Below are 18,081 nucleotides of genomic sequence, written 5' to 3'. Positions count from 1 at the left end.
TTAAATCGTCATTTTAAAAAATATTTACGGATGGACAATTGCCCATCCTTCATAGTGGCGTAAGATAATTTCTCCATTGCCACTGGGAACATAGTTGATGAAATCATACAAAGAGCTCTTCTCAATTTTGCGCTCCCTAATTGTATTTTCGCATTGAACAAGATCTACTCCATGGGATTTTAAATCGAGTAAAGTTTCTTTAAAGAGGCCTTTTTTATCGTACACTGCTACACCTCCGCTAAAGGCAATGAGCTCAATATGAAGCCTTCCCTTTAGACGAGGATCTTCCAACGCATTTTTAATATTTCTTAATGTTCCCGCTATCTTTTGCTCATCACCACTATTTAATGCATAAAGCGCATAATATTGTTTGTTTTTGCTTTTTGCCGGTTGAAATTCCGGACTGTTTTGAGCCATTGCCGGTTTGATGACAGTAAATAATAAGATTGCGAATATTGCAAAGATGTACTTGGTTAAATTTTTCATTTATGTTTTTGTTTTGTGTGCATTTTTAATTGGCTGGTACGGACCGTATTTATGTTGTTTTTCTGAGAATTGATCTCCGTACGGTCCATACGGGGCATCTACAGGTTTCTTTTTTAAATCAGGGTAGTCTTTATGTTGATCTTTGTGAGGGCGAGCCTGTGAGTTAACAAAAGCGGCTATGTCCCATGATTCTTCGTCCGTTAATATTGGATTCTTGTAAGAAGCACCAAAAGGCATATTGTTCTTTATAAAACCCGCAAAATTAGAGAGGCGATAAAGTCCCGCCCCATCATTATAACTTAGTTTGCCCCATAGCGGCGGATAAATAAAGGTCTTGCCTCCAGCTGCAGCAATGCCTTCGCCATTTTCGCCATGGCAGCTTCTGCATTTTGAGGAATATAACAATGCACCTTTTTTAGGATCGGCAGGACGATTTAGCAGTGCTATTTTTTCTGTTCCCCTTCCATACATACCTTCCGGTTTTTGAACCCCCTGATTAAGCCATTCCATATAAGCAAGCATTGCTCTTATTTCTTTAGAAGTAGAATCTGGCATTGTGCCATTAAGGCTACGCTCAAAACAGCCTTTGATCCGTGCTACAGGACTGATAATTTTTCCTGAGCGTGCAGTAATCTTCGGGTAACTGCTCATTACAGCAGCGTAGTTATTTCCAAATATCCTGGTACCTGCATCTAAATGGCAATTTTGACAATTCAATCCATTAGTAAATTTACCTAATCTTCCTTTAGGGCCAAAATAAGTAGAAGTATTTACAATCAAATCTTTACCATAGCGAATCATTTCGCCGTTGGCATTTTTTGGTATAGTGCGCTCTTCAGGAGCCTGCCATACCTCTTTAACAATAGCTGTGGGTTTTGGTTCGTTTAAATCCTTCTGTTGTGTTGGTTTGTTCGGTCCATTACAACTGCATATTAAAGCAGCGGCGCCAATAATGGCAAAGAGTTTTAATTGGTTTACTAGCATAATTTTTTATTTGTGTGTTACCCAAAGATGACATTAAGGAAGCTAATGCAAAAGATGCTTATAGTTATAAGTCATAACAAAAGGTTATCAAAGGTCATTACGTAATTCTATGGATATTTATATATTGGCTGCATGATATTCGATTTCAGGTTACAAGTATTTCAAACTGTTGCACTAAAACTGAGCTTTACTAAGGCAGCTGCGGAACTGTTTATTACACAGCCTGCAGTAACCAGGCATATCCGAGAGCTCGAAAAACAGTTAAATACGGCTTTGTTTGTTCGCAACGGAAATCATATTTCCTTAACACCGGCTGGCAATGTCTTATTAAAGCATACCGCGAAAATATTTGAAATCTATTTGCATATCGAAAACGACTTGGCCCAGTTAAGCGATGGCCTCAGGGGTAACCTTCGCATAGGAGCAAGTACAACGTTGGCACAAACGCTCATGCCTAAAATCCTTGCTTTATTTAAAACTGCTTACCCCGAAATCATATTTACATTTACCAGAGGGAATACAGAATCTATAACGCAACTGGTAATAGATGGTAAAATTGATGTGGCAATGGTAGAAGGGCAGATGCATTATCCACAGATAAACTATGAGAAATTTAGTGATGATGAATTGGTCTTAGTTACAAAGTCTGACAACCCATTGGCTCAAAAAGGAGAAATCGTGCCCCATCAGTTACTTGATTTGCAATTAGTACTTAGAGAACATGGGTCGGGGACACTCGATGTTATTTCAAAAGCATTAAGTGAAGCTGGTATAAGCCTAAAAGATCTCAAAATTGAACTACAACTGGAAAGTAATGTCAGTATCAAACAATATCTGCTTCATTCGGAAGCTGCGGCATTTTTGTCAATGCAAACCATCATTGGAGAGCTGAAGAGGAATGAACTTAGTATTGTAGATGTTAAAGGGATCGAGATGTTTCGCACTTTCCAGTTTATTCAGCTGCATGGCAGAACTTCAAAAGTTATAGAATCATTTAAGCTTTTTTGTAGAGGTCATATTAATATCTGATCAACTTAATATTGATGCTACTGTGAGCAACATCAACATCCCCAGGCCCAACAATATCAGTGTTGGCAATAATAATGATTGATGAGTTTTCATAGATGGATATTTAATGAAGGTATATCCAAATTTCAAGTGGTATTATCGAATTTAATAGTAAAAAAGCGACATCTTTTGCTAGAATATTAAGAACAAAATGATGTTTCAAAATAGATTAAATAGCAAAGTTTCCCGGACGAAAATCGCTTGGAGTAATATCAAGAAATCTTTTGAAGGCCTTAATAAGATGCATCTGATCGTAATAATTAAATTCATAAGCGATTTCGGTCCAGCTTTTATCAGGGAAATCAATTCTATAACGAAGCAGGTTTTCAAAACGAACCATATTGCTATATAACTTAGGGGTAGTACCAACTTCTTTTGCGAAATTCCTTTCCAGCTGCCTATCCGATAGGGATACCTTAGGCAAAAATACTGGAGCTTTATTGGTAAGGATTAGGTTTGTCATTTGATTTACCGCTTTAGAAGGATAAATTTTGGCATGTTTTAATGCCATTTGCAGTAGGTAAGGCTCTACAATCTCTATACACTCATTTATGGTGTTACAAGACATCAGCCTTTCGGTTATTTCTTTAAATATATTGGCAAATAGCAGTTGCCCATCAACAGCCTGATTACAAAAAAGATTTGCAGGGATGCCTAATAGACGATACAGGCCGGCAGCTCTAAATTTGATGGTAAAAGAAACAAAATGGCCATTAATTGCAATGGTATATTTTTTATGAGTACGTGGACCGCGAATGGTACATCTTTTAAAGGGCTCAGCCTGATTAGAGTTACAATTAATAGTTTCGAAACTGTCGCCCAAAAAGAAATCAATAGAACCCATTACCCGTAAAGGCATTGCTTTAAGAACATGATGGCCTTTTGGTACGGTAAGTATTCTGAAAACATATTCAGATACAAAAGCCTGAAGTGCTTCAGTTGGTGCCATTTTTTTAACAACCGAGTTGTAGGGATCCATACTAAACATTAGAGGGTTAATTAAATATAAGTATTTTTCTACTACAGAAAAGATATAATCTGGTTATGTATTCAGACCGTGTTGTAAGGAAACCGGGCTTGGACTGAATCAAGACACGATGAGCACTGGGAGCAGATTGGTTCGGAAAAAGGTACCCTTACCCGAACCAATCCCGAAGCAGTCTCGAACCGGCTGGGTTTCATGATCAATGCTAGTGGTACGATCTTCAAAAGTTTTATCTAAATTTGGAGCGATGAATTTGAGTCGTGTTATACTAATTGTTTCCTTATTTTTTGCCTTAGGCTATAACCAGACTTATGCGCAGATAGTACCACAGACAACGGATAGTGTTGTCGCGCCAATTACTCACACCCGCAAATTTGTAAAGGACCCGGCTTTTCTTGCCCGTCAGAAATTTGTTACAGATTCTATAATGACTCACACTTGGCTTTTCCCTGATTCAATGATCCGGAAACACATGATTATGGATAGCATAATTAAGGTAAATGTTGTAGGCCGTTCTGATCTTATCAACAGGTATAAAGAGCTTACCACAATGAAGGTGAGTAAATACAGATTGGGCAAACCAGTACCAAAGGGCTCAGTTTGGGTGCCAGCTATAGTAGCTTTGCTTTTGGTTTTGTTTGCAGTTTTAAAAATATCCTTTAATAAACAGTTACAAACAATTGTACAATCCTTTTTTAGTAACAGGGTTTTGAACAATCTTAATAAAGAAGATAACCTGTTTACATCGTGGCCTTTTTTGCTCTTATTTGTTCAGTTTGGTTTTACAATAGGTATGTTTTTTTACCTAGTTTCCGGCTTTTATCATATCTCTTTTCCGGGTACAGGGTTTCAGTTTTACCTGAGCATTTCTATTCTTATTGTGGTTTTATATATCATGAAAATAGTTATTTTAAGGATATTAGGGTACCTTTTTGACATTCAGAAGCCGGTTAATGAATATGTTACAATATTATATTTGAGTTATTTTAATCTCTCTTTAATCTTCATTCCATTGGTTATTGCGTTCGCATTATCCCCCTTAAAGTATGGCCCATACTACATTGCGATCTCTTTTATACTACTAGGGGTGATCTTTGCTTTTCAGTTCATAAGGGCTGGGGTTAATATTTTATCTCATCATCGATTTTCAAAAGTCTATTTGTTTTTGTACTTTTGTGCCCTCGAAATTTGCCCTATATTAATTTTAATCAAGGCAATAGGATTATAACCGTGTAATTTGTAAAATGCAAGAAAAGACAGAAGATAGGTTGCGTAAGGTAAAGAGTATCTTAATAACATTACCGAAACCAGAAACAGAGAAATCTCCTTACTTTGATTTGGCAAAAAAGTATAACTTGAAAATTGATTTCAGATCATTTATTCATGTTGAAGGAGTACCTGCCAGGGATTTTAGAAAGGATAAAATTACATTAAGTGATTTCACCTCCGTGGTATTTACCAGCAGAAACGCCGTTGATCATTTTTTCAGAATTTGTGAAGAAATGAGGTACGAAGTTCCTGCCGATCTGAAGTATTTTTGTATTTCAGAATCTACTGCTTTATATCTACAGAAATACATTCAGTATAGAAAACGCAAGATCTTTTTTGGAAAGCAAACTGCAGCAGATTTAGCTGAGGTTTTGAAAAAACACGCAGGTGAGAAGTTCCTTTACCCTTGCTCTGATGTAGCTACTGAGGATACTATGAATTTCTTGCAGAAGAATGGTTATGATTTTACTCCGGCTGTACTATTTAAAACAGTTGTTTCAGATCTTTCTGATCTGGCCGAAGTTTTTTATGATGTGATTGGGTTCTTTAGCCCATCAAGTATTCAGTCGTTGTTTACTAATTTTCCTGAATTTAAACAGAACAATACCCGCATAGCCGCTTTTGGGGTAAATACCCATAAAGCTGTTAAGGATGCAGGCCTGATTGTAGACATTGCAGCCCCTTCTCCAGAGGCTCCTTCTATGATTATGGCTATAGAGAATTATATTAAAAAGTCTAACAAATAATGCTTAACATATAGTTAAGCATTATTTCTTTAAAGTTTAATAATTGAGTTCATTTGAACTAAATTCTGTTCATTTTAGTCTTTAAGCATATTTTTCCCCCCAATAATTGTTTATATCAATCATTATTGATAAAATTGTTAGGAAATTGCTTGATGCTAATTATGAGAAACAGATACTTATTAGGTTTTTTTATCGTTGCAATATTTCTTTCCAGTTGTGGAAAGGGCGGCCAGGGCGAATTGGTTGGTGTATACAATAAAAAATTCAGAAATAATAGGATTCCCTTAGGTATGGTTTACATACCTCCTGGCAGAACGCTTATAGGTATATCTGATGAGGACATCAATAACTCTCAGAGCTCACCTAGTAAAATGACCTCCTTTAGTGCATTTTTTATGGATCAGACCGAGATTACAAATGCTGAATACAGGCAGTTTGTAAACTGGGTCAGAGATTCAATTGCTGTAACTAGTTTAGGCCCATCTGGTGCACCGAACTATTTTCAGGCACAACCGCAAGGACCGGCAGGTTCAACTCCTCTTGGTGGAACAAGAAATATCGACTGGAGAAAAGTTGGTAACGGATCACAACTGTGGAGTAATAAAAATGGCGGATACGGCAGTAAGCTAACCGACATGTATTATAGCGGAGCGGATGCGATTCCAGGAAGAAATGAAATTGATATCAGAAAATTAAGATATGCATACAGCTATGTAAGCACTGACCTGGCTGCCGAAGGAAGAAATGATCCTTCTAAAAAGAGACAGGATTTTATTGTTACTTATACAGATTTACCTGATCCCTCTAATCCTAATCACCACCCATCTATTGCAGTTTATCCAGATACGATGGTTTGGAAAGTAGATTATTCCTATTCGCAGAATGACCCAATGGTTAAAACTTATTTTAACCATCCGTCTTACGACGATTATCCTGTGGTTGGTGTAAACTGGGAACAGGCTTCTGCATTTTGTGTATGGCGTACACGCTTCTATGAATCAGTAGCGGTAGCAAGGAAACAACCGCTTAACTCAAGACCTGAGTACCAACTACCAAGTGATGCTCAGTTTGAATACGCTGCCAGAGGCGGTAATGTGAAAACAAAATATCCATGGGGTGGGCCATATGTGCGTAACACTAAAGGATGTATGCAGGCAAACTTTAAAGTTGGACGTGGAAACTATTCAGATGATGGTGGGCTGTATACCGTAAACGTAAAATCGTATTTCCCGAATGATTATGGGTTATATAACATGGCTGGTAATGTTGCCGAGTGGACTATAACTGCTTACAACCCATCAGCAGCACCAATGCTACACGATTTTAATCCTAATTTCACGTATGTAGCCAAAACTTCCGACAGCAAATACAAAAAACGTAAGGTTGTAAGAGGTGGCTCATGGAAAGACATAGGTTTCTTCCTGCAAAACTCTGTTGGTACTTATGAGTATCAGGATGAAGCAAGATCTTATATTGGTTTCAGATGTATTTCTTCATATCCTGGAACTGATATTTCTTATAAAAACTAAACGAACAAAACCCAAAAATCGAAAATCCTTATTTTAATAAAATGGCAGCAAATAGAAAATTTGATAAGATGCACTTAGCTATATCGCTTGGTGCCAGTGTGGTAATTCTTGGAGCACTTTTCAAAATCCTTCACCTGGGTGGTGTCTGGGGTAATTATATGATTGGTGCCGGATTAGGGGTAGAAGCAATTCTTTTTGCGCTAACCGGATTTATTCAGCCTGAGCCAGAACCAGCATGGGAAAGGGTATATCCTGAATTAAGAGACGATTTTGATGGTGAACTGCCTAAAGCTTCCGCCAGACCGGTTGCTGCACCTGCTGCAAGTTTTTCTTCAACTGCGGCTTTGGATAAAATGCTTGTAGATGCTAAAATTGGTCCTGAATTGATCGAAAGCCTGGGTACGGGTTTACGTACTTTTGGTGATAAAGTTGCTACAATATCTAATGTAGCTGATGTTTCAACTGCAACAGCTGAATTTACAGGTAAAATCAAAGGTGCATCTGCAAGTTTTGATAACCTTAACAATGCTTTTGAAAGGGCTACTTCTCAATTAGTAGAAATGGGCGAGAGCAACGTTGCTTCTAAATCTTATCATGAGCAGGTAAATACATTAGCTAAAAACTTATCGGCTTTAAATGCTGTATATGAATTAGAACTGCAGGATTCAAGTGCTCATTTGAAATCTATGAATAAGTTTTACCAGAACTTATCGCTTACGATGAACAACTTTAATGAATCAATGGAAGATTCTAAACAGTTTAAAGAGGAGGTAGGTAAACTGGCTAAAAACTTGTCATCATTGAATGCTATTTATGGCAATATGTTATCTGCTATGAACCAGCCACGCGGATAATTAGTAATTATTTTATTTATTAATTAACCAAACAGACCTATTTAGAATGGCCGGAGGAAAACAGACAACGAGACAGAAGATGATCAATATCATGTATTTGGTATTGTTAGCTATGCTCGCCTTAAACGTATCAGATACTATATTAAATGCTTTTAAAAATATCAATGATAGTTTAGTTAGCTCAAAAACTAACGTAAATACAAGCATTGAACAATTATTTACATCATTTCAAAACACAAAACTTAAAGATGAGCCGGCAAGGGCTCAGCCAATATGGGATAAAGCCAATAAAGCTAAAGCTTATGCAGACGAGTTGAATAATTATGTTCAGAAGCTGAAAGATAAGTTTAATGCCGAAGGAAAGGGGATTGATGAGGAGACAGGTGACCTTGTTGAAAGAGCAAACCTTGACATTGCGCAGGGCATTATGATTAATCAGAAAGAGGGTCAGAAGCTTAAAGTTAAGATCAATGAAACCCGTGAAAAATTAATTGCCTTACTGGATGAGAAAGATCGTGCAGGTGTAACCTTTACACTGGAGGCTAAAGACGCGGAGAAAAATATCAACGGCAATAAAAAGTGGGAGGATATTAATTTTAGTGAAGGTACTCCACTTACTGCCGCAAATACAATTTTAACCAAGATACAGTCTGACGTTAAAAATGCTGAAGCTGAAATTGTAAAGAAATTATTCGGTAATATGGATAAGGCACTTGTAAATTTAGATCAGTTTGAAGCGGTTGCTGTAGCGCCAAGTTCATATGTGATACAAGGTCAGCCGTATACCGCTCAGGTTTTCTTAACGGCTAGTGACTCTAGATCTAATCCTGAAATTTCTGTTGGTGGAAATGCTTTGTCTGTTAAAGAGGGTAAAGGAACTTATTCTGGTGGCACCGGCAGTGTTGGTGTTTTTAGATGGAAAGGAGTTATCCGCGTTAGACAAACCGACGGACAGATTAAAGAATATCCTACTGCTGAGCAAAGCTATCAGGTAGCTAAGCCTTCGGCAACTGTATCACCAGATAAAATGAATGTTATTTATGCTGGTATACCTAACCCATTCTCTGTTTCTGCAGCTGGGTTTCCTTTAGAAAGTGTTCGCGCTTCTATATCAGGAGGATCTATTTCCGGCAGTAATGGTAAGTATACGGTTAATGTTGGTGGTGGACAGGTTGGTAAAACTTTAAGCATTAATGTTTCTGCTACTAATGCAGGAAAAACATTAAATCTGGGTTCTCAGCAATTCAGAGTTAAAGGATTGCCTACACCAAGAGCATACGTTAAAGGAAAAGCCGGAGGTAATGTTCCTTTGGAATGGTTAGAAGGTGCTGGTGGAATAGAGACACAGCTTGAAGATTTCGTTTTCGATGTTAAATTCAGGGTGATTAGATTTTCTGCTACCTTTATTAATCCGAAGGCTGATGCTGTTACCATTCAATGCAATGGTGGTGGCTTTAACGGACAGATTAAAGGGGCTTTAAATTCTATTAAACCAAATGCAACTGTTATCTTTAAGGATATTGTTTGCGAAGGACCAGATGGAAGACAAAAAGTTTTGGACGGAATTACATTTGTAGCAAAATAAAATATTATGAAAAATGTCTTAGGTATTGTTGCATTATTGTTGTTAAGTATTGGTGCATTTGCACAAGTCCCTGAAGCTCCGGCTAAGGTGGATTCGCTTAAGAAAACTAAGATTAAAACACCTCCAAAGGATGGCTTTGCAGTAAGGAAGGAAATCGACAGTAATGTGATGGTTCCATACGCTGATGTAAGAGAAGAGGATGTTTATTATGCCAAAAGAATTTGGCGTGAAATTGATTTAAGGGACACCATTAACTCGGTTCTTAAAGCTGAGGATTCTAAATTGATTGATGTGCTGTTAGAAGCCATAGGCAATGAGGAGCTAACGGTATATTCTAATAAGGATACAACTGCTGGTAAGATTCTTGATGATAATGATTCGTTTCGCATTGCTTTAACCGCCCAGGAGGCTTTACAAAGTGCAAGAGGTGTAAGTGAAGGCGTAGCTGATTCTGCAACAGGTAAAATTGCCGAACCTTCTTTAAGAAGATTAAGATCAGATGAGTTTTTAAAATACAGGATAAAAGAAGATTGGATTCTGGATTCTAAGCGGTCTATTTTTGAACCAAGAATAGTTGGTATTGCGCCAATGAAAGAGGTTGAAGGACACTGGCAACCGGTATTCTGGGTTTATTATGATGATGCACGTGAACTGTTAAGCAAAAAACGCCTTAACAATCCAGGTAATGATGCCTCTACTTTAACTTTTGATGACTTTTTTATTAGAAGATTGTTCTCGAGTTATGTTGTTAAAGAAACCAATCCCGGAAATAAAAATATTACGGATATGTTAGGACTTACTGATCCAAAAGATCCTAGAAAGCTTTACGAGTCCGATCGGATAAAGAAATCGATCGCTGATTTTGAACAGAGCCTTTGGGAGTATTAAAACGGATTTTGTTTTAACTTTTTTGTCATCTCCTAAAGTCGAGATGTGGTGTTTTATATGCTATTGTTTAGCGTTTTATATCTTATTGTTTAAAGTGATCGAGCAGAGTTTGTAACTGTTTTTTGTTTAATACTTCTGCAAGGGCTGCTTCTGATGCCTCTTTTATTTTCTTTACTGATTTAAAATGCCTTAACAACTTATCGGCTGTTGTTTTGCCAATACCCTCTATTTGTTCCAGTTCGGTTTTTAATGTTCCCTGATCTCGTTTTTTTCTATGGAAGGTGATGCCAAACCTATGCGCCTCATCTCTTAGTTGCTGAATTACTTTTAGTGTCTCAGATTTTTTATCAAGGTAAAGAGGATAAGAGTCTCCCGGATAATACAATTCTTCCAAACGTTTGGCAATTCCAATTACCGTAACTTTTTTGTCTATACCCAGTTTTTTTAAACTCGTTAGTGCTGATGATAGCTGGCCTTTACCACCGTCAATGATAATAAGTTGAGGTAATGTTCCTTCTTCTTCTAACATGCGCTTATATCGTCTGTAAACAGCTTCCTCCATTGTGGCAAAATCATTCGGCCCTTCAACTGTTTTTACGTTAAAGTGTCTGTAATCTTTTTTTGATGGCTTGGCATCTTTAAAAACAACAATTGCAGATACCGGATACTGGCCCTGAAAATTGGAATTATCAAAACACTCTATATGTTTTGGTAATTGAGTTAGCCTTAAATCCTTTTGCATTTGCGTAAGGATGCGGTCGGTCCTTAAATCAGGATTGAGTTTTTCGTACTGGTTTAACTTCTCTTTTTTGAAAAACAGCACATTCTTTTGAGAGAGCTCAAGCAGTTTTTTCTTCTCACCCAGTTTAGGTACAGTGAACTTCAAATTGGTATCAAGAAGTACAATGTCGAAAGGCACAATGATCTCTTTAGATGTACTGTGGAATTTTGTTCTGAACTCTGTGATGGCAATGGTTAGTAATTCTTCATCGGTTTCATCTAATCGTTTCTTGATTTCGATAGTTTGAGTCTGGATAATACTGCCATTCATTACCTTCAGGTAATTTACAAAAGCATACCGCTCATCTGAAGCAATACTTACTACATCTATATTGGTAATTGCACTGTTTACTACGGTCGATTTACTTTGGTATTTTTCCAACACCTGCAATTTTAGCTGGTATTGATGGGCGTATTCAAAGTTTAGCTGTTCAACAGCGGTTTTAATTACCTGTTTTACATCCCGTATTACATTTCCTATTTTTCCGTTAAGAATATCTTTAATCTCTTCTATGTTGTTGTCGTAATCATTATGCGTTTGATAAGCCTGACAGGGGCCTTTACAATTACCAATTTGATACTCCAGACAAACTTTAAACTTGCCGTCGCTAATGTTCTTATCCGTAAGCGGGAGGTTGCAGGTACGAAGCGGGTATGTTTCTTTAATTAGGTCAAGTATCGTATGCATCATCCCAACAGAGGCATAGGGGCCAAAATAGGTAGAGCCATCTTTAACCATTTTTCTGGTCCAGAATACGCGTGGGAAAGCTTCCTTTTTGATAATGATCCATGGGTATGTTTTATCATCCTTAAGCATGATATTATACCTTGGCTGGTGCTTTTTTATGAGACTGTTTTCGAGCAGCCAGGCATCAATTTCAGTATCAACAATGGTAAAGGATATTTTTCTGATTTTGGAAACAAGTACCCTTGTTTTTCCATTCATCTGATTATCCTTATTGAAATAGGAACCAACCCTGTTCCTTAGGTCTTTTGCCTTCCCAATGTAAATTAAAATACCCTCGGTATCCCAAAACTGATAGACGCCGGGTTTATGAGGAATATCACTCACAGCCTTTTTATAGTCAAAAGCACTCATTGAAACTAAGGTAGGTTAAGTTGGTTAAAAACCTAATTTCTCATCAAGTTCAGTTTTTTGCTCCTGCTGCTGATACTGGTTACAATCAAAAGTGATGGACACACCACTTTTAGGAGGTTCGAAATCTGCTTTAGAGATATTTAATTTAGGGTTTGCATAAACACGTTTCATGAAGCCGGCAAAAATAGGTAGCGCCGTTGTAGCTCCATCACCTTGTGCGGTACTAGTAAAGTGAAATGCACGGTCTTCACAACCGGTCCATACACCTGCAACCAATTGCGGACTGATTCCCATAAACCATCCGTCTGAATTGTTTTGTGTTGTTCCTGTTTTACCGCCAATTGGAGTTTTGATGCCAAACCTGCCAGCTAACCTCCAACCTGTTCCGTTGGTAACTACCCCCCTCAGCATACGGGTCATCACATAGGCCACCTCTTCGTTCATTGCAGGAACAGGGATTGGTTTTTCGCTGTGCAGGACAACACCATTTTTATCTTCTATTCTTAGAATATAGGTAGGTTTTGTCCATATTCCTTTATTCGCAAAAACGCTGTATGCGCCAACCATATCGTAAACAGAAGCATCAAATGAGCCCAGTGATATGGATGGGTAAGCGGGCACTTCTGATGTAATACCCATCTTTTTAGCCAATGTAGCTACGGCCGTTGGGCCTACTTGTTTCATCAGGTAAGCAGCAATATAGTTTTGCGAAAGCGCAAGTCCTTTTTGCAAAGTCAAGTAGCCGGGAACAGTACCGCCGGAACGTGGAGTCCATGGTGGACTTCCCGGAACTTCTATTGTAACAGGCTCGTTAAGCACAGAAAAGCATGGAGAGTAGCCGTTTTCAATTGCTACGGCGTAGGTAAATGGTTTAGCTGTTGAGCCCACTTGCCTTGTACCCATTTTAACCTGATCATATTTAAAGTGCTCGTAATTAATGCCACCAACCCAGGCTTTAACATATCCTGTTTGCGGATCCATCGCCATCATTGCATTTCTTAAAAGCATTTTGTAATACTTTACAGAATCAATAGGCTTCATTAGGGTATCTATATTTCCTTTCCAGGTAAAAATGGTTAAACGGCTAGGGGTATTAAAGTCTTCTTTAATTTCGGCTTCCGATTTACCTTCAAGCTGTAAAGCCCTATATCTATCAGATCTTTTAACACCCTGTTCTATCTGGGCCTCTTTTCCTTTGAATGGGTTTCGTCCTTTCCAGCTGTTGATAAATGACTGCTGAAGGGTCTTCATGTATTCCTTTTGCGCATCTTCAGCTGCAACCTGCATGTCGTAATTTAAGGTTGTAATTATCTTTAACCCATCCCTGTCAAGATCATATGGAGTTCCATCTGGTTTTGTTATAGAACGCTCTTCAAATATTCTTCTGATGTCATTCTTTAAAACAGCTCTAAAATAAGGTGCAATTCCGTCGTTAACAGTGGCTGCGCTAAAGTGTAAACCGAGTGGTTTTTGTTGCTCAGCATCAAATTGTTGCTGGGTAAGCAGGTTTTCTTTTAGCATTAACCCCATAATTGTATTTCTTCTGGCTAAAGACCGCTGAGGGTTACGGGTAGGTGAATACCTGGTGATTCCTTTAAGAATGCCGACAAGTGTTGCTGCTTGTGAAACGCTTAATTTATCTGGGGTAGTATTGAAATAAACTCTGGCGGCTGATTTGATACCATATGCCTGGTTGCCAAACTCTACCGTGTTAAGGTACATGACAATAATTTCTTCCTTAGTATAGTTGCGCTCTAATTTTACAGCGATAACCCATTCCTGAAACTTCTGTAAAATACGTTTGGCAAAGTTTTTCTGCCTTCCTTCTTCAGAGAATAGATTTAACGCAAGCTGTTGAGTAATTGTACTACCCCCTTGTTTTTTGCCTACAAGGGCATAAAAAAATATAGTAAATGTACGTTTGAAATCGATACCTGAATGTTCTCTGAATCGGATATCCTCGGTCGCAATTAATGCATTAATTACATTTTGTGAGATTTCCGGATAGGTAACATTTGAACGGTTTTGTACAAAGTAGGTGCCTAGAACCCTGCCGTCATCAGTTACAATTTCTGATGCCTGGTTGCTTTTAGGGTGTTCAATATCTCTGAATGATGGGAGCTCTCCAAATAATCCAAATCCGATGCAAATGATAAACAGGGAAAAGAGAATTATTCCCCCGATTAATAATTTCCATAATGTAAAGTTATACTTTCTGATGTCTTCCTGCGAAAGTGCTTTCCTCATTTTTAATAGTTGTTTTTATAAAATTCTATGTACTTATCCAGTAAAGCTTTACTGGTAAGTTTATCGAAATTCTCTTTGCTGATGATGAAACTTGTGTAGATATTAACGGGAACTTTCATGATTTGTTTTAGCTGTGGAGTGATTCCGGATGCATAGGTTTTTGCCTCGTCAAAATTACTAAAGTTCCCCACATAAATGAGTTGATCATTGTCAAATTCTTTTAATTGGTGTTTTAACCCGCTGCCGGCATAGTTCCCGCGGTTAAACTGACCAATGCCAAAACGTGAAGAGCTTAGTGTTAGTGAGGCATCGGCTACATCGATTATATAGTAGTAAACTGTTGATACTGCTGTGCTGAACGGGCCGTCGACCTTTACTGCTGCTGCTTTAGGTACATCTGGAGTTACTTGTTGAGGTGTGGCAGATTTAACAGGTTCCTGAGCTTTTGCAGTTTGATCTGCTTTTTGAGAAGCAACTGGTTCCTGTGCTTTGGCAACGGTTGGCATTTGTTTGGTGGGGCCAAAAAAGGGCGGTTCATTAGGGTCAAAATCTATCAGTGCAGTGTCTCTTTTCTGAAAATCGGACAGGTGATCATTGATGTAGGCTACATTACCTTTAACAAGAGGAGTGATCAGTTTGTCGTCTGGAAACTGTTCCGTGATGCTGCTAAAAGCGGTTAATAGGGCATCTACTTTGTCTGTTCTTCCAATCGCAATTGCTTTTAAATATGCAAACTGTGGTGCAAAAAAGCCACTCGTATTACTTTTCGAGTTTTCATTTACACGATTGATTACGGTATTGAAATCTTTTTTTAAGTACTGCTCAAATATATCGTTGTATTGTTTGGTTACTGCTGTTTCGAGTTCTGATTGCTTTAAAGAGAATGAAGGATCGATAATGATTTTTGCATAAATAGACGAAGGGAAGTCTTTTAAAACCTTGTTTTTGAAATCTGCAGACTTTGGTTCATCAACACCTTTGTTGATTAAAAATAAACTATAGTAAGTTGCTGCTAAATGATTATTTGCTGGGAATCGGTTTAATAATAGCTGATAAACTTCTGCTGCTTCCTTAGGGCTATTTAATTCCTGTAAATAGAAACTGGCTATTTCGTAATAAGCATCAATGATCTTTTGATTGGATTTAGCCAGAAGTTCTGGTGTAACAGGCAGCGAATCTGTGTATTGCTTTACCAGGGTTTGAGGGTCTTTAACAACAGGAGTTGCTTCATCAGTACTGGTGGATGTATTAATATTATTGGCGATTTCCTGTGAGGTTTCCTGAGCCGATGTTCTGATGCTTTGGCGCCAGTTGTTCTCTAACTTTCTATTTCCCCACTTTCTTTTAAAGTCTGAAAACCCAATGCTTACTGCAGCTGGATTGCTAAAATAAAAAGAGCTCTGTAGCTGGGCATTGTTGTTACGGCCGTAGTTTGGTTGGTAAGCCGTTGTTGAAGCTGAATTGCCGTTTGCAGACGGTTGTGTTGTCACTACAGGAGTTGCAAGCTGCTGTATTTTTGCGGCCCTGTCTGCTTCTGGCAATTTCGCAATGCTTTGCAAGGTATCTTCGACACTTATAATTTGATATCTGTTGGTTAAATATTGTAGGTTTTGGTTTTTCTTGAGAATAAGCTCATACCCAGGGTAGTTTTTAGGAAGGGTATTAACCGTGCTGTCATAATAAGACTTGGCTTTAAGGTAATCTTTAAAAACTTTGAAGTTTAAATCGGCGATCCTTAAATAGCTAAGGCCCTTTTGATATTGGTTTGTGGTGCTTTTCTGAATAGATAACTGATAGTATTTTAGTGCTTCAGTATATTCTTCATCTGCAGCATGGCTTTCAGCGATTTGAAAATATACCTGATCATTGTAATCCAGGTTCTTGTCGTCTTTCAGGAGCGCGAGCAATTGATCCTGTTTATTCGCTTTCTGTGGGCCTCCCTGAAGTGTTCTTAGCTTAATTTGATTAAGATTAGCGTTGAAATACATTTCGAAAGGGGCATTGCTTTTTACTACTTTTCTATAGTTTACTAATGCATCAGGATAGTTCTTTTGTCGTTCGTAAAGCTGGGCAAGTATGTAGGTCCAACGTATTCTGTTATCTGTTCCTGTACCAGCTTTAATTGCATCTTTTAAATAGGAAATGGCAGCTGCATTGTTATCAAGATAAATGCACATTTCGGCAAGTGTAGCAAATGGTTCGGCAAGGTTGCTTTTCTTCTTAATATCCGGAAGAATAGATTCCAGGGAGTCTAATACTTTATTGGCCTCACTGATTCTTTTTAGCTGCATAAGGCTGCGCGCTTTCCAATTGAGTGCTTCCAGTTGGCTGTTTACGTTGCTTTTATAAGTTTTAGCAGTATAATCAAAATATTCTGTAGCGTTAAAATAGTTACCATTAAAAAAGTTAGCTTTCCCTAATAATATATATGCGTCGTCGATATAGTTGCTGTAGCTTTTTTCAAGGATGATGGTTTGGGCTTTTTTAATAATATCATCCATTGGTTTTAAGTTGAGGGAAGTGCTAACTTCCTCGTTGTTCGTTTCGGGGCCTAAATAAACCGGGAGTATCTGGTCGTAATTATCAACATAGGTTTCGGTGAGTTCCTGCTGATGATTTATTAAAAGAACTTTAGAGTTGTAGATATAATTATAGCGAGCAGTTAGGTTCTGCATGCCTCTGCTCGAAGCGGTATCTTTTTGAGAGCTGCAGGAATATATTATGCAGAGGCATAAGCTAAATAATATTATCTTTAAATTGTAGATCGCGTAATTTTTCAAAAAATATAGATTAAGTTGATGCTTAATAAAAACAAAATATATACAAAAGTATTTTATTCATCAATAACTTCTTAACAAAACCCATTTTATTTAAATATATCCGGTTATGGTAGATCCTGAGGAAAAGAAAAAAGGCTTGAGCACATTTGCTAAATACTCTTCAATTAGTTTTCAAATGCTTGCTACAATAGGAGTTTTTGCATTTATAGGCTATAAAATTGATGAATACAGAGGAAGTAAGACGCGTATTATTACTGCTGTATTTAGTTTAATCGGTGTGGGGGCTGCCATGTATCAGGTTGTAAAACAGTTGAATAAAAACTAAAGTCTATTATTTTAAGCCAAGGTAAATACCTACTTTTGTAAAAAATATAGATTTTGAGCCTAGCACGTTTTACCGTTTCCTATTTACTTTATTGTGTGGTTTTGGCTGGTATAGCCCACCTGTTGCCAATTGTTTTTCCCGATATCCGGATTTTGACCAGTAAGTTCTGGCTGGTATATTTCTTCTTTGCTATTATTACCTACATCGCTTATTTCTGTGCTGATTTGGGCCTTAAGCGTAATCCTGAAGTTGGAATAATGGCCATTATGGGGGCCATTGCGGTGAAAATGTTTTTTTCTTTGGCTTTTGTGCTGATTTACAGCCTAAATGCTAAGGAGAAGGGGATCATTTTTGTGCTGAATTTTTTTTCTTTATATTTATTGTTCAGCTTCTTTGAAATATACTCTTTGTTACGTAACTTGCGCCACCAAAATAAATAGTAAAAATCTGCGACTA

At 37.7% G+C, this 18,081-nt stretch carries 15 protein-coding genes; 9 read left to right on the top strand and 6 right to left on the bottom strand.

All coding sequences use genetic code 11. The features are described 5' to 3' along the window. Positions 1 to 24 precede the first annotated feature (24 nt). Positions 25 to 486, bottom strand: coding sequence for a DsrE family protein (locus AC6CH7_RS18600; RefSeq protein WP_498264163.1), 462 nt, complete (start codon positions 484 to 486; stop codon positions 25 to 27). Then, complete coding sequence (locus AC6CH7_RS18595; RefSeq protein WP_498264162.1) at positions 487 to 1,470, bottom strand: c-type cytochrome; 984 nt, start codon at positions 1,468 to 1,470, stop codon at positions 487 to 489. Between the two features lie 132 nt (positions 1,471 to 1,602). Here AC6CH7_RS18595 and AC6CH7_RS18590 point away from each other — a divergent pair, with 132 nt between their 5' ends. Then, entirely contained in the window at positions 1,603 to 2,499 is an 897-nt protein-coding gene (locus tag AC6CH7_RS18590) for a LysR family transcriptional regulator (protein ID WP_498264161.1), read from the top strand. 208 nt (positions 2,500 to 2,707) lie between these two features. Here AC6CH7_RS18590 and AC6CH7_RS18585 read toward each other — a convergent pair whose 3' ends face one another. Then, entirely contained in the window at positions 2,708 to 3,517 is an 810-nt protein-coding gene (locus AC6CH7_RS18585) for a helix-turn-helix domain-containing protein (protein ID WP_498264160.1), read from the bottom strand. 253 nt (positions 3,518 to 3,770) lie between these two features. Here AC6CH7_RS18585 and AC6CH7_RS18580 point away from each other — a divergent pair, with 253 nt between their 5' ends. The 6 genes from AC6CH7_RS18580 to porN all read left to right on the top strand — a co-directional run bounded on the left by AC6CH7_RS18580 (position 3,771) and on the right by porN (position 10,394). Continuing rightward, the gene (locus AC6CH7_RS18580; protein ID WP_498264159.1) at positions 3,771 to 4,751 is read left to right on the top strand and encodes a DUF4271 domain-containing protein; all 981 of its coding nucleotides are present in this window, start codon (positions 3,771 to 3,773) and stop codon (positions 4,749 to 4,751) included. Positions 4,752 to 4,767: 16 nt separating this feature from the next. Continuing rightward, complete coding sequence (locus AC6CH7_RS18575) at positions 4,768 to 5,538, top strand: uroporphyrinogen-III synthase (protein ID WP_048907674.1); 771 nt, start codon at positions 4,768 to 4,770, stop codon at positions 5,536 to 5,538. Positions 5,539 to 5,699: 161 nt separating this feature from the next. Next, entirely contained in the window at positions 5,700 to 7,067 is a 1,368-nt protein-coding gene (gene porK, locus AC6CH7_RS18570; RefSeq protein WP_498264158.1) for a T9SS ring complex lipoprotein PorK/GldK, read from the top strand. A 41-nt stretch (positions 7,068 to 7,108) separates the two neighbouring features. Beyond that, complete coding sequence (gene porL, locus AC6CH7_RS18565; protein ID WP_498264157.1) at positions 7,109 to 7,921, top strand: type IX secretion system motor protein PorL/GldL; 813 nt, start codon at positions 7,109 to 7,111, stop codon at positions 7,919 to 7,921. 46 nt (positions 7,922 to 7,967) lie between these two features. Further along, on the top strand, positions 7,968 to 9,506 hold the full coding sequence (porM, locus tag AC6CH7_RS18560; RefSeq protein ID WP_498264156.1) for a type IX secretion system motor protein PorM/GldM: 1,539 nt from the start codon (positions 7,968 to 7,970) through the stop codon (positions 9,504 to 9,506). Between the two features lie 6 nt (positions 9,507 to 9,512). Next, positions 9,513 to 10,394: a type IX secretion system ring subunit PorN/GldN gene (gene porN, locus AC6CH7_RS18555; protein ID WP_498264155.1), complete on the top strand. Its 882-nt coding sequence runs from the start codon at positions 9,513 to 9,515 to the stop codon at positions 10,392 to 10,394. Positions 10,395 to 10,476: 82 nt separating this feature from the next. Here the strand turns inward: porN and uvrC are convergent, their stop codons facing one another. From uvrC to porW, 3 genes are read right to left on the bottom strand one after another with little or no spacing between them, the layout of a single operon-like run. Next, positions 10,477 to 12,273 (bottom strand): excinuclease ABC subunit UvrC, encoded by a 1,797-nt coding sequence (uvrC, locus tag AC6CH7_RS18550; RefSeq protein WP_498264154.1) that lies wholly within the window; start codon positions 12,271 to 12,273, stop codon positions 10,477 to 10,479. Between the two features lie 24 nt (positions 12,274 to 12,297). After that, positions 12,298 to 14,520, bottom strand: coding sequence for a penicillin-binding protein 1A (locus AC6CH7_RS18545; RefSeq protein WP_498264153.1), 2,223 nt, complete (start codon positions 14,518 to 14,520; stop codon positions 12,298 to 12,300). 2 nt (positions 14,521 to 14,522) lie between these two features. Next, positions 14,523 to 17,300 carry a type IX secretion system periplasmic lipoprotein PorW/SprE gene (gene porW, locus AC6CH7_RS18540; protein WP_498264152.1) on the bottom strand — a complete coding sequence of 926 codons (2,778 nt, stop codon included), beginning with the start codon at positions 17,298 to 17,300 and terminating at the stop codon, positions 14,523 to 14,525. A 106-nt stretch (positions 17,301 to 17,406) separates the two neighbouring features. Between porW and AC6CH7_RS18535 the strand changes: the two genes are divergently transcribed. After that, positions 17,407 to 17,625 (top strand): AtpZ/AtpI family protein, encoded by a 219-nt coding sequence (locus AC6CH7_RS18535; RefSeq protein WP_498264151.1) that lies wholly within the window; start codon positions 17,407 to 17,409, stop codon positions 17,623 to 17,625. Positions 17,626 to 17,678: 53 nt separating this feature from the next. Continuing rightward, complete coding sequence (locus AC6CH7_RS18530; protein ID WP_498264150.1) at positions 17,679 to 18,065, top strand: hypothetical protein; 387 nt, start codon at positions 17,679 to 17,681, stop codon at positions 18,063 to 18,065. Positions 18,066 to 18,081: the final 16 nt, after the last annotated feature.

This window comes from Pedobacter sp. GQ55 (genome assembly GCF_059758925.1).
The sequence above is the reverse complement of the archived record's forward strand: the minus strand, read 5'-3'. Positions and strand labels throughout refer to the sequence as shown.